Genomic DNA, 11,942 nt, shown 5'->3' with positions numbered 1-11,942 from the left:
TCTTGGTTTCGTGTCGTAAATAGTTTCAGCGGATCAGCGTGGATTTGCCGAACAGCGATTCGACCAGATCCACCGCAAGGCGTGCGGTCTGGTTCCTTTTGTCAAAAGCAGGATTGAGTTCGACGATGTCGAGCGAACCCATGCGGCCGGTGTCGGCAATCATTTCCATGCACAGCTGGGCTTCGCGGTAATTCGGGCCACCGCGCACCGTGGTGCCCACGCCCGGCGCGATGGTCGGGTCCAGAAAATCCACATCGAAGCTAATGTGCAGATGCGTGTTTTCGTCCACATCGGCCAGTGCTTCTTCCATTGAGCGCTTCATGCCCACTTCGTCGATGTGGCGCATGTCGAAGATGCTGACGCGCGATTCGCGCACCAGACGCTTCTCGCCCTCATCCACCGAACGGATGCCGATCTGACGGTACACATCCGGCGTGGTGGCGGGCACATGGCCGCCCAGTTCCACCAATGGCTTGGGGCCATTGCCACACAGGCAAGCCACCGGCATGCCGTGGATATTGCCCGACGGCGTCACATCAGCCGTATTGAAGTCGGCGTGCGCATCCAGCCACAGCACGCGCAGCTTCTTGCCCTGTTCCCGGCAATAGCGCGCCACGGCGCTGATCGAACCAATGGCCAGGCAATGGTCGCCGCCCAGCATCACCGGCAGTCGCCCATCGGTCAGCTCGGTGTAGATGGCCGTGTGCACGGCCTCGTTCCATGCCACCACTTCAGGCAAGTGCCGGTAACCATCCTGCGGCGGCTGCCAGGGGTTCAGCGGCCCCTGCAAGTTGCCGCGATCGACCACGTCCAACCCGCGTCGCTGCAGACGCGCAACCAGATTGGCCACACGCAATGCTTCGGGCCCCATCGATGCGCCGCGATGACCCGCGCCGATATCGGTGGGAACGCCGATCAGGGAAAGTGCCTTGTTGACCATGAAGACCTGTGAATGTGGGTAACGAAAAGTGCAGTGGCGTCAGTGTGTCAGGGGAAGCTGTTGCTGACGCCACGCATTGAGGCTGCCTTCGAGTACGCGTACGTGGCTGTAGCCCAGCGACTCCAGCGTTTGCTGCGCCAGCGCCGCACGACGGCCGGAAACGCAGTACACCACGATCTCGCTATCACGCGGCACGCCCAGCACACCGGCTCGACTGGCCAACTCTTCCACCGGGATATTCAGTGCGCCAGCGATGTGACCATCGAGGTACTCGTCGGAGTGGCGCACGTCGAGCAGCAGCGGCGCCTGCCCGGCCTGCTGGCGTTCCACCAACTGCCCGGCCGTGAGCGGAGGCTCCGCGGCGATGGCAGAGCACATACCCGCCAGCACCAGAAACAGGGCCATAAGGCCTTTGCGCATGCGGGACACCCTCATCCAGTGAGGCGGCAACCCAAAAGACCGCCAACACGTTGAATATGTTGAATAATTGATAGGCTAGCGTTCCAGCCGTCGCCCATAGTACCGGCAAAGCAAGCCAACTTTCCCTGTTTTCAGGCTTCGCGATCTGGCCATTCTACCCGGCAGCGGCCGTTCGTCAGCGGCGTCGTTGGCTCGACCGATAGCCCGCTTGCACCATGAAGCCGCCTGGCAGGCGAAGCGCCCAGCGGCTTGCTCTTCGCATCGAAAGTCACTGGCACAACTGGGCAGGGTGAGCACGGCGCAACGCTTCGAATCCCCTCAACGCCTCGAGCCCCCTCACCGCCTCGAACTCCCTCAACGCCTCGAGCCCCTCAACGCCTCGAACTCCCTCAACGCCTCGAACCCCTCAACGCCTCGAGCCTCTCAACGCCTCGAACCCCCTCAACGCCTCGAGCGCCTCAACGCCTCGAACCCCCTCAACGCCTCGAGCCTCTCAACGCCTCGAACTCCCTCAACGCCTCGAGCCTCTCAACGCCTCGAACCCCCTCAACGTCTCGAACTCCCTCAACGCCTCGAGCCCCTCGACGCCTCGAGCCCCCTCAACGCCTCGAACCCCTCAACGCCTCGAGCCTCTCAACGCCTCGAACCCCCTCAACGTCATCCCCGCGAAAGCGGGGATCCAGCGCCTTTAAAGCGTGCGGTGAAAACGAAAGTCACTGGATCCCCGCTTTCGCGGGGATGACGTTGAGGCAGAGGATTGAACGCTGAAAGGGCTGGATGCCCTTACGTTGCGTACCCGGCTCTAAAACCCAAACGAACTGAGTTCCGGATGCTCGTCCGGGCGACGCCCGTGAGGCCAGTGATATTTCCGTTCGGCCTCACCGATCGGCTGATCGTTGATGCTGGCGTGACGGTGAGTCATCAACCCAGCCTCGTTGAACTCCCAGTTCTCGTTTCCATAACTGCGATACCACTGCCCCGAGTCGTCATGCCACTCGTAGGCAAAGCGCACCGCGATGCGGTTTCCGCCAAACGTCCAGAGTTCCTTGATCAAACGGTAGTCGAGCTCGCGGTTCCATTTGCGAGTCAAGAAAGCCTTGGCTGCCGCGCGACCGTCGATGAATTCGGCGCGATTGCGCCAGTGGGTATGTTCCGAATACGCCAACGAGACGCGCTCTGGGTCGCGACTATTCCAGGCATCTTCCGCCAACCGCACTTTCTGCCTCGCCGTTTCGAGGGTGAACGGAGGAACGGGCTGACGGATTTCCATAAACACCTCGACGTAACCATGACCAGGGAACCAACAGAGGTGGCGAACGCAGCTGAGCGATTCAAGTGGCCGCCATGACCGGCAGCGGCGGCCGACACGCTTGCGTCTATCGCACCCAAAAACTGATCGCAAGTAATACCCGATCGAGCGTGAACATCACGCGGGTGTTGCCCTGACCAGGTCAGAGACATGCTCCGCGCCGAAGAACGTGTCTCTGACCTTGTTTCTTTCGACCGAGGAAGTACTCAGCCCTGCGGCGGGATGGCTTCCGGGTTCATCCACATCACTTCCCAGATATGACCATCCGGGTCTTCAAAGCTGCGTCCAAACATGAAGCCGTAATCCTGCACGGGCGTGGGGTCGGCCTTGCCGCCGGCGCCGCTGGCCTTGTCGACCAGACTCGATACCTCGTCGCGACTGTCCGCCGACAGGCACAGCAGCACCTGCGCGTCCGTGTGTGCATCGACAATCCGCTTGCTGGTGAACTGGCGCCACTTATCGTGCGTGAGCAACATGGCGTAAATCGTTTCGGAGAACACCATGCACGCCGCGGTGTCGTCACTGAAAGCCGGGTTGTTGACCGCGCCAACAGACTCGTAGAACGCCTTGGAACGCTTCAGGTCGGTGACAGGCAGATTGACGAAGAGCATCTTGCTCATTTTCTGGGCCTTATAGGTGTAAGCCGCAGCAGGATTGCCTCGGCTTCTTATCGACGAACAGGGCGAGGGAGAATCGACAATAGCCGCGACAGGTGAAAGATGCACGAGGTGCCCATGCCGGCCTCGATGACACGTCACGCCGCACGCTGTGTTTGACAACGGTCGAAAGCGAACATGAAGATCGGTTTCACCTCATGCGTACCAACCTCAAGGACTCAAGAATGAAATGGATCTCCATCGGAACAGCTATGGCCTTCGCTCTTGCCGCACAAGCTCTGCCGGCACAGCCCATCGACCAAGCCAGCCCGAATGATTCGACGAACCAAGAGACGCTTTACCGTACTGTCTCGGCGTTGGACTCTGAGTTCTTCGGCACATTCAATCACTGCGATGTGCCCGATCAACTGGAAAAGCACGCCACGTTCCTGGACCCGAACATCGAGTTCTATCACGACAACGGTGGCGTGAGTTGGACGAGGGAAGATTACGTCGACAAGACGCGCCGTAATGTCTGCGGCAACTATCGCCGTCAACTGACGCCAGGAAGTCTGGAGGTCTATCCGATCAAGGGATTTGGCGCCATTGAAGAGGGCAGCCAGGAGTTCTGCGATATCAAAACCGGAAAGTGCTTTGGCGCCGCCAAATTCCTGATCGTCTGGCACCAGACGCCTGATGGATGGCGCATCACTCGGGTATTTAGCTACGGCCATCACGCCATCAAGTGAGGCGGCCTCTTTAACGACCTCCGCCCCTTTTCCCGGCGGAGGAAGACGCCTCCAACGACAAGGCTTCTTCGCTAGCAACGTCAAGATAAAACCTGACAGGCGAGTGTGCTGGGGTTCTGCTACGTTCGGCAGGTCGCTCGCGCCGTTATTGTTTGGGGCTACGCGAGCGACCATGGCAGCAATGTCATGAGGCGCGGGCCGCAGGTGCTTGGAACCACCTACGACCCGCTAACCATAACCAGCTATCTGGAAGTTGATCATGGCTATCCGCGATCATACGGCACGCGCTCGCCCGTCAGATCCCCCTGACGGCACCCTCACTGCCCGACCCGGCCGCCCGCACCCAGCGGGCACCCAAGGCACCTCACGGTTGTTGGCGTTTCCTGTCGATCCTGCATTGGCGGCCTACGCCTTGATGCGTTTGCGGATCGACATTGCGCGCTATCGGGAGGCCGAGGCATCGGGCCTGCCGGTCAAACCGGTGGCATGGCCCGTTTCTGGTGAATTTATTGCCTACCTCACCACGGCCATTCATTGCCTGGACCACTACGCCGGCATGCTCGGTCCCGAGCCACCAGTGACTGTTTAACCCCGTCCGATGATCGTCCCCGTGGCGCATCGGCTCTCGGGCCGATGCGCCACACCTGGATGATCACGGACGGGCAATTAGGTCATTCCCCTACACGGATTAGCGTAGTCGCGCCTGCGCGGTTTTGCCGTGCCCAACTGGAACGCCGGCCCATGGATCTGATCAAACTCACGCCACGCATCAGCGTGGCACCCTCACTGCCCTTGCGTTGCCCGGGACAAGTGCTGCTGCATGACTATCTGCTACCGCAGATGTTGAACAACCCGCAGCTCGCTCGCCGCACCGGCATTCCGGTCGCGCACATCAGAGCATTCATTCTGGGCAGCCGCCCGGTGACTGCCAACCACGCGATACGACTGGCGACCGTTCTCGGTACCACCGGGTTCTATTGGCTGGCGCTACAAGCGCGCTACGACCTGGCGCGCGAGTGGGATAAGTGTCGCGCAGCGTCCCCGATGGCGGGCTAGGCAAATGCGACAACGCATTCGCTTGGGAAAATTTGTCAGCGCGATGCTTGGGCAGGCTTGGCGAGAGCGATGGAGCAAGAAAAGCACTCTGATCCCTTTATTGGGCAGGGGGCAATCCGGGAAAGGGCGATCATTCGATCCGTGGGGTACCCAGCAGGGGCGATGCCACGCAGACCCGGATGTTCCCTCACATTGCCGGCGCCCAAGGGGATCAGCCTTTGTTGCCTCGTGTAGCGATCTGCCAAGTGTTCCCCCAGCCGTCCCTCACCATGGCCCGCCTGTCACCGTAAGGCGTGTCGGTGGGCGCTTCCAGCGACACCGAATTGGCCGCTATCGCCCGCTCGTAGGTCGAACCGGTGTCTTCAACATAGACGTACAGAAAGGCGGGCATCATGTCGCGCTGACCGCCGCCATCGCTGATCATCAGCATGGAATCGCCGATGCGCAGTTCGGCCGGTCGTCCCGGATGAAGCTCGCCCTGCGCATTGAAGACCGTCTTGATAAAGGCGACCAGGCCTTCTGCGTCGGAGGTGACGATCCGGGGCGTGACAGTGGGCCATCCATCAGGCTGAAATCGGGCCATGTTCCGCATCCTCATTGAGGCACTGGAATGCATTGTCCTCCGGACGCAGGCTGTCCACAAAGAGTGACTGTGGGCAGCGCCTCCTCCCTGCAAAAGGAAACCAATGCTTACCGTCCACGTTGGATCGGAAGCGGACGTATTCATTATGGCGAATACGTGATCGTCACCTTGCCAACTGAAGCGTTCTGCACAGACACCCTCGCTGTCCCAAGTCCGCTGATTGCCAGCTCCCGATCCGAGACCCAGTGAAGTTGCAGAGCCACTTGCCCATTCAGAACCAAAGCGTTTCCTACTCCCCTTGGTGCATCGGTCGCCTCGGGAGCAATGGAAACCTGAGTATTGAACCCGACCGTCGCGCCGCAGTCGCGATTGAAGACAAAGGCCTTTGATTCACCTGAGGGTGAACTTACCGTCTGCTCTACCTCGTTGTCGCAACAACCAGCCAGACTGGTCGCCAGCATTAGCGCAATCAGATAAGGCGCCCGATTCATCACTCTTCTCCAACGCTTTCCGCGAGCGTGCGGTGATTACATGGAGGCGAAGTGCCCAGAATATGTCGGCTTCGGGTCGGAAGCAGACATCAGCGCGTTACAAAGTATGACCGGAACGTCTGTCTTGCCTCAGCCTCGCTGATGACCTTGGCGGAGCGCTCGCCAAACTGCCACCAGGCGCCACAGCGGTCGCAGTGATGAAGGTATGCGTGGGCCTGGAGGTTGCTTACGACTCGTTTGGGAGGAAGGTTAGTTCCACCTGTACGTGCCACTGCTTCGGGTGACCATTCCCCCGAAAGAACACCCTGCCTACATGCCTCGCAGCCCTGTTCTGCCCAGTTCATCAACGCTCCGACCTTATTGATTCGCGCAAGGTCCGCTCCGGTTTGGTGGCGGACACCACTGATCGTATCAAAGCTTCATTCCAAGCCAGATCACAGCTTCGGTAGCTCCCGCAACAATCGGGCTAAGCGCGAGATACCAAAAGCTGGTGGCGACAACGTGTGCTGAAGATCGATCGTGATGTTCCCGTTCCTCGGAGGCGATCGAAGAGATCGCGGAAACGGCCGCCTCGTCCACACCCTGCAAGATCCGCAATTGTTCTTCCAGGTGACGGAGAACCACGCTCTCGACGGCAACCGTTGTCGCAGATATTGCCGAACGTCCGGCCAATCCGGTGAAGACACCAAGTAGAAACCCACCGATTCCACACAGAGCGTAGCTCCTGCATCGCCGCTGTCCCCTGCGCTCAAGCTCAGCAGCAAAGATCGCGCGATGACCGCGTTCGTGGGATCTGAATTCGATGAGCTCTGGAACCAAGTCTCGAGCCCGAAGGTGGGCCAGCCAGATCTGACCTGTGTAAATCGAAATCGCGCCAAACTCACCGGCGTGGTCCACCTTCAAGATTCGGGTTCCCAGATCCGTCCGTGCCATCCCCAACTCCTATGCATGACCGCACGTATATCTGTTAGGTCCGCTCCGGATCGGAAGCGGACCTTTCCTCAAATGGGTCTTATGAAGCTCTCAGGGCTCGGCTCCTGGACAAGAACATCTCTCTGGCGAAAGTCTGCCGGCACATCGGCGACGCCCCACGTATGGCATTCAAGTGTGAGCTCGTGCACGCCAAGGAATACGATGAACCCGCTCACGACATCGTCGGCCGTCCCGATGATGGGCGGCACGTTCAAGGCTCGCCGTTCAGCCGGAAGTTCGGGGTCGGCAACTGTCAGGAAGTAGCCGCATCCTGTGTACTCATAGCGAGCGGGCACCTTAAGCCTTTTCAGCCCTTCAAGCTGTTCGTGCGTCAGAACCTCAGAGGCCAGTATGCGTATGGCCTCGATCTCGAAGTCGCGCAGTGCGTCAACGTATGACGTCGTCCAAGCCATTCAAGAAAGATCCTGTTGCTCTCGGTTAAAGAAAGGGGCCGGCCACCGTCTGCGGCAATGTCGGCTTTGGGTCCAGCCTGTGTGAAAACACCCCGAAAGCCAACACGCCGATCCTAGCGCCATACCAAGCCGGAGGAACAAAAGGGTCAGAGACATTTCCTAAAGCGAATCTCAGGCTGAGAATGCCTTGTCGACGCTATCAGGAGACAGAAATTGTCTCTGACCCCTTTGTTTGAAGTGCACTCTGGCCCCATTTCTCGCTGGTTCTTTTGAAGAAGAACTCCCCCCTTCTTCGGGATTGCTCTACGCACCCGTCGGCTCGGGATGTTTGGCGAGGTAGGCCTGCATTTGCGCGACCGGCTTCTGGAATCTCGGCTGATTCCCATAGTGATCGATAAAGTAGTGGATCGTTTCGTAGCGACCCGGCAAGTCGTGGTCCATCAAATAGCACGCTCGCACGATGTAGCCCTCTGGGTAATCCGGGTGCTGCGCAATCAACGTATCGGCCAGCGCCTTCGCCTTTTCCGGCTGGTGCGCTTCGTGGTTGTACAAGTCGCCCAACTGGGACATGGCTGACAAGGCGTCCGGGTATCGTTCGATCACAGCGAGGTACGTCTTCTCTGATTCCTGAAAACGACCTGCCTGTTGATAGATATTCGCTACCAGCGTGGCCAAGGTACTGTTCTCAGGAAATCGGCTGGATGCCGCTGCGACGGTATCAATGGCACCCTGCTTGTCGCCCAGTTTGATCATCAGCTGGGACCGCCACCGCAATGCGTCTTCCTCGGAGGGATCAAAGCGGAGCGCTTCAGAGTAGATCTCCACGGCCATACGCGGGTCGGTGTCGTAAACGGACGCCGCGAGGTTGACCAGGTTGCCCGAGCTGAGATTTCGATCGATGGCGTGCTCGACACGGCGATGCGTTTCATAGGCGCTGCAATTGCAATACGCCCGGTACACCTGAGGATTCTGCGCCACCATGCGCAGCAATGGATTGTGCGCCGCGTCTGCCTCGTCGTTCTCCTGCTGTCGTGCCAAGCCTCCAAACCGCCGCCCCCATTGCGGCTGTGCCTGGTTCATCATCTGGATCCGGATGCTGAAGTTGTACGGATCAGCCCTCAGGCCCGAGACAGCAGCCTGTTGCTGGTATTTCCGATCACCGATCAGGCCGCCAAGGTGGATCATCGATCCGTAAACCGCCGTCATCGAGGGAATGGTCGCTACCGCGCCATCCATATCCTCGCGGGCTAACACGAGCAGATCACGCATATCGGTCATCTGCTGCGCGCCAACGTCCGCCGCAGCGTCGTCGCCGCGGACGGACTGGGCGGCATCCACGTACTGGACACCGCTGGCGGCCATGGCAAAAGCGCTTTCCGGCGCCTGCCGCTTCCATGCATTGATAACCCTTCGCGCTTCGGCCGAAGACTCGTAGAAGCCTGCGTTGGCAAAGGCAATGTCGAGAATGCCGGGATGGCCCGGTTGCTTCAGCTGCTCATCCAGATAGCTCTGAAAGGCTCGATCGACATCGGCTGCGTGCCCCTGCTTGAGCAGTTCGTCGATCTCGGAAAGCCTCATGGTCTTGTGGGTGCGTAGCTCACAGTACGCGCGCGTGGTTTCAGCGTTCCAGTGGCTTCCGGGTAGATCCGGATATGCGAGGCAACGCTGCTGCGGGTCGGCCGTCGCATCGGCTTCGGTTACGGCCTTGAGGAAGGCGGCGTATTGCGATGGGTCCACTTGTTCAGGCTGGCCGCCATGCGCTTGGTCTTCGTGCGTCGGGATTAGCCGGGAGGCCGCAAACGGGATGGCGATAACTGCCAGCAGCGCCGCCAACAGCACGGTCTGCCGTGGGGTCTTCCCTCTTTGATTCGACGCACCTTCATTACGCACATCCGTATCGTTCATGAATCTCCCCCTGAGAAATAAGTCCTGATAACGACGTCTTGTAAACAGCGGCAAGTAGGGCTGATCGCCTGGCAGGAAACTGAGCGACCTATCGCCCGGCCGTAGTTCGCTTCGAATCGACTGCAGACCACACCAGCCCCCACACATTGCCTCGTTCGCAGCAACGATACCGGGTGCCCAGCCGACATCCCGAAGCTGACACTTCCAGCTTGCTGCGAACAAAAGGGTCAGAGACATTTCCTAAAGGGAATCTCAGGCTGAGAATGCCTTGTCGACGCTCTCAGGAGACAGAAATTGTCTCTAACCCCTTTGTTTGCAGTTGAGTCCGCCCCTAGCCAATCCAGTTGGCCACGATTCCGGCCACCAAGACAAGGGCCCATATAGCCATGAGCGTCTTTAGAAGCAGGCTGCGGAACCTGAGGCCTACAGGGGTTAAGACGCGCTCAATGAAGAGCGCATTCAAAGGATTTCCCCAAGTCAGACGAGAGTATTCGGGTTCGGACCGATCTCTGTACTTGGCGCCCCGCACGATAAAGATGGTCAAAAAGACGAAGACGCAAGCGAACGTCGCGATCAAACCGCCAAAAAGAATGTACCCAGCAATCATCGGCGCGCCTCAGGGGGTGAGTCTGCTTTGCTTCGGATGCGGACCCGAAATAGGTAAATCTCAATTATCGCCGTGACCTAGACGAACAAAAGGGTCAGAGACATTTCTTAAAGCGAATCTCAGGCTGAGAATGCCTTGTCGACGCTATCAGGAGACAGAAATTGTCTCTGACCCCTTTGTTTGGACGCAAAGTACCCGTAGACCATCAACAGCCAGCCCAGCAGGACAAGCATCAAGGCCAAGTTCGCGATGGCGCTCGCTTTCAACGGTAACCCCCTTTTTTGAAACCCGTTTTGGCTATGCCCCCTTCGGGTCGGAAGCGGACAGCGAAAGACAGAGAGACAAAGGATATGGAGGTAGTTATGGCATCGGCTCTTCCGATTTAACTACCTCCTCCCCTTGCAGGCCCCTTTGCCGATCTCGGTGGCCACCCTTCTGCTAATCGTATACATCGCTGGTCGAGAAGACAGGCACTTCAACAATGGTCACGTTGGCCCGCTTGGCCAGCACATCGACTATCTGCTTGCGGTCATAGACGTCGCCGGAAGGCAGGTTGCTGGCTACCCAGCGGCTGCCGTCCTTGAAGTGCACGACGTAGTCACGTTCGTGCCGGATTCGACCATTGGGTGCAACGAATTTTCCCGACGTGTCTATGCCGGTGATATCGCCGAAGGAATGCACCTGTTCCCGCAAGCCGAGGAACGGATGCACTGCAAGTGCAGTTTCCCGGACCTGAACATACGAATTGACGCCGAAGAACAGCAACAAGGCGACGAGAAAAAGCACGCCGTAACCCAGCCCTCGACAGAGCCGCTCGTAATCGCAGCCATACCGTCGAATAGAAGCGTAGTAGATATACCAGCGCGCATCGTCACCCAGGCGGCGACGAAAGAGGGCGCAGAAGACGATGATAGCCACACCCATCCCTGCAAACATCGCGGCCAGGACCAGAAGCACGTGTGCCGCGGCATACGTCATAAGAGCCGGCGGAAGCACCATGACCCTTACGGCGAGAAGGGCGTCAAAGAGAAGGTATGCCAGGAGTCCAAAGCCAATGGTCAATAGCACAAACCAGAGATTGGCCTTGCCATCCAGCCTTGCGAACCGCTTGTCCGCGTCGGCGCCTTGCACCTCGAACGCAGGGTTATTTACAACAGGTGCCACACGATTGAGATTGCGTATGTATCCAACAAGTATGGCGCCCAGGAGTACCAGTCCGCCCACTGCCATCAGGATGACTTTCAAAGCCTGTGCCTGCATTCCCCTCCCCTTCTACTTTCAAGATACAACGTCCAGATGTTCATCCGGGCTGCTTTTCGCCTCATTGGCTGCTTACCGGCTCGTCAATCAAAGGGGAAGGAGGTAGTCGAGACATCGGTTCTCACGATTCAGCTACCTCCGCCCCTTTTCTTACAAGGTCCGCTATGGGTCGGAAGCGGACCTATCGAGAATTCACTTTGTGAACTGCTTAGACGTCACTTGGCCTGACTTGTAGTCGATCGTGCAAGCGAAGCAAGCGAAGCAAGCGAAATTGAACGCGGACAGAGGGTCTTCGGAAGTGATGCCGGTGTACGCATCCACTTCCCCCATTCCTATGTCTTCCACCCGCCAAAGATTCTCGCCAGTGAAGCTATAACCAAAGAGATTTCTGGCTGGCTCACCTCTCGGAAAGGCCATCCAATCGCAAAGAACCACGACAACGTCCGCGACTCGACGGGCATCGAGGACCGGGTATCCGACCTCAATCGGTCCACTGGGACCGGCAACCATACTTCCCTGAAATCCGAGCTTCAAAGTCCTCTCCCGTCTAAGAGCCCCATAGCCCCTAAGGTCCGCTCTGGGTTGCGACTTCAGCCGGTCAACGCAACACACTATAGACGCGCAAGCGGAAGGAGTGTTGC

Annotated in this window: 13 protein-coding genes; 3 read left to right on the top strand and 10 right to left on the bottom strand. The window is 58.6% G+C overall.

All coding sequences use genetic code 11. The annotated features are described in order from the left end of the window. Positions 1-25 precede the first annotated feature (25 nt). From rocF to AC0GUR_RS14110, 4 genes are all read right to left on the bottom strand, one after another. Positions 26-940, bottom strand: a complete 915-nt coding sequence (rocF, locus tag AC0GUR_RS14125; RefSeq protein ID WP_472878132.1) for an arginase — start codon at positions 938-940, stop codon at positions 26-28. Between the two features lie 39 nt (positions 941-979). After that, positions 980-1,360 carry a rhodanese-like domain-containing protein gene (locus AC0GUR_RS14120; RefSeq protein WP_472878131.1) on the bottom strand — a complete coding sequence of 127 codons (381 nt, stop codon included), beginning with the start codon at positions 1,358-1,360 and terminating at the stop codon, positions 980-982. An 802-nt stretch (positions 1,361-2,162) separates the two neighbouring features. Then, positions 2,163-2,630: a nuclear transport factor 2 family protein gene (locus AC0GUR_RS14115; protein WP_472878130.1), complete on the bottom strand. Its 468-nt coding sequence runs from the start codon at positions 2,628-2,630 to the stop codon at positions 2,163-2,165. Between the two features lie 245 nt (positions 2,631-2,875). Next, a complete protein-coding gene (locus tag AC0GUR_RS14110) occupies positions 2,876-3,289 on the bottom strand; it encodes a VOC family protein (protein WP_472878129.1) in 414 nt (137 codons plus the stop codon). 194 nt (positions 3,290-3,483) lie between these two features. Here AC0GUR_RS14110 and AC0GUR_RS14105 point away from each other — a divergent pair, with 194 nt between their 5' ends. The 3 genes from AC0GUR_RS14105 (at position 3,484) to AC0GUR_RS14095 (ending at position 5,070) form a co-directional block, all read left to right on the top strand. Then, on the top strand, positions 3,484-4,014 hold the full coding sequence (locus AC0GUR_RS14105; RefSeq protein ID WP_472878128.1) for a nuclear transport factor 2 family protein: 531 nt from the start codon (positions 3,484-3,486) through the stop codon (positions 4,012-4,014). 259 nt (positions 4,015-4,273) lie between these two features. After that, entirely contained in the window at positions 4,274-4,603 is a 330-nt protein-coding gene (locus AC0GUR_RS14100; protein ID WP_472878127.1) for a hypothetical protein, read from the top strand. A gap of 152 nt (positions 4,604-4,755) precedes the next feature. After that, positions 4,756-5,070, top strand: coding sequence for a HigA family addiction module antitoxin (locus tag AC0GUR_RS14095; RefSeq protein ID WP_472878126.1), 315 nt, complete (start codon positions 4,756-4,758; stop codon positions 5,068-5,070). Between the two features lie 211 nt (positions 5,071-5,281). Here the strand turns inward: AC0GUR_RS14095 and AC0GUR_RS14090 are convergent, their stop codons facing one another. The 6 genes from AC0GUR_RS14090 to AC0GUR_RS14065 all read right to left on the bottom strand — a co-directional run bounded on the left by AC0GUR_RS14090 (position 5,282) and on the right by AC0GUR_RS14065 (position 11,811). Continuing rightward, positions 5,282-5,653 carry a VOC family protein gene (locus AC0GUR_RS14090; RefSeq protein WP_472878125.1) on the bottom strand — a complete coding sequence of 124 codons (372 nt, stop codon included), beginning with the start codon at positions 5,651-5,653 and terminating at the stop codon, positions 5,282-5,284. 902 nt (positions 5,654-6,555) lie between these two features. Then, complete coding sequence (locus AC0GUR_RS14085) at positions 6,556-7,077, bottom strand: demethoxyubiquinone hydroxylase family protein (RefSeq protein WP_472878124.1); 522 nt, start codon at positions 7,075-7,077, stop codon at positions 6,556-6,558. Between the two features lie 68 nt (positions 7,078-7,145). Continuing rightward, a complete protein-coding gene (locus AC0GUR_RS14080; RefSeq protein ID WP_472878123.1) occupies positions 7,146-7,529 on the bottom strand; it encodes a hypothetical protein in 384 nt (127 codons plus the stop codon). A 303-nt stretch (positions 7,530-7,832) separates the two neighbouring features. Beyond that, entirely contained in the window at positions 7,833-9,671 is a 1,839-nt protein-coding gene (locus AC0GUR_RS14075) for a tetratricopeptide repeat protein (protein ID WP_472878122.1), read from the bottom strand. A gap of 808 nt (positions 9,672-10,479) precedes the next feature. After that, entirely contained in the window at positions 10,480-11,301 is an 822-nt protein-coding gene (locus tag AC0GUR_RS14070; protein WP_472878121.1) for a hypothetical protein, read from the bottom strand. A gap of 192 nt (positions 11,302-11,493) precedes the next feature. Beyond that, positions 11,494-11,811: a DUF7957 family protein gene (locus AC0GUR_RS14065; protein ID WP_472878309.1), complete on the bottom strand. Its 318-nt coding sequence runs from the start codon at positions 11,809-11,811 to the stop codon at positions 11,494-11,496. Positions 11,812-11,942: the final 131 nt, after the last annotated feature.

The sequence above is a fragment of the Dyella sp. PARNA 12/25 genome (genome assembly GCF_055702865.1).
Note: the sequence above shows the minus strand (reverse complement) of the source record. Positions and strands in the feature narration are given on the sequence as shown.

Bases quoted from the DNA above. Each gene is read 5' to 3' on its own strand.
- AC0GUR_RS14105 (WP_472878128.1), top strand. From the start codon at position 3,484: ATGCGTACCAACCTCAAGGACTCAAGAATGAAATGGATCTCCATCGGA.
- rocF (WP_472878132.1), bottom strand. From the start codon at position 940: ATGGTCAACAAGGCACTTTCCCTGATCGGCGTTCCCACCGATATCGGC.
- AC0GUR_RS14100 (WP_472878127.1), top strand. From the start codon at position 4,274: ATGGCTATCCGCGATCATACGGCACGCGCTCGCCCGTCAGATCCCCCT.
- AC0GUR_RS14085 (WP_472878124.1), bottom strand. From the start codon at position 7,077: ATGGCACGGACGGATCTGGGAACCCGAATCTTGAAGGTGGACCACGCC.
- AC0GUR_RS14075 (WP_472878122.1), bottom strand. From the start codon at position 9,671: ATGTCTCTGACCCTTTTGTTCGCAGCAAGCTGGAAGTGTCAGCTTCGG.
- AC0GUR_RS14115 (WP_472878130.1), bottom strand. From the start codon at position 2,630: ATGGAAATCCGTCAGCCCGTTCCTCCGTTCACCCTCGAAACGGCGAGG.
- AC0GUR_RS14090 (WP_472878125.1), bottom strand. From the start codon at position 5,653: ATGGCCCGATTTCAGCCTGATGGATGGCCCACTGTCACGCCCCGGATC.
- AC0GUR_RS14065 (WP_472878309.1), bottom strand. From the start codon at position 11,811: ATGGTTGCCGGTCCCAGTGGACCGATTGAGGTCGGATACCCGGTCCTC.
- AC0GUR_RS14080 (WP_472878123.1), bottom strand. From the start codon at position 7,529: ATGGCTTGGACGACGTCATACGTTGACGCACTGCGCGACTTCGAGATC.
- AC0GUR_RS14070 (WP_472878121.1), bottom strand. From the start codon at position 11,301: ATGCAGGCACAGGCTTTGAAAGTCATCCTGATGGCAGTGGGCGGACTG.
- AC0GUR_RS14110 (WP_472878129.1), bottom strand. From the start codon at position 3,289: ATGAGCAAGATGCTCTTCGTCAATCTGCCTGTCACCGACCTGAAGCGT.
- AC0GUR_RS14120 (WP_472878131.1), bottom strand. From the start codon at position 1,360: ATGCGCAAAGGCCTTATGGCCCTGTTTCTGGTGCTGGCGGGTATGTGC.
- AC0GUR_RS14095 (WP_472878126.1), top strand. From the start codon at position 4,756: ATGGATCTGATCAAACTCACGCCACGCATCAGCGTGGCACCCTCACTG.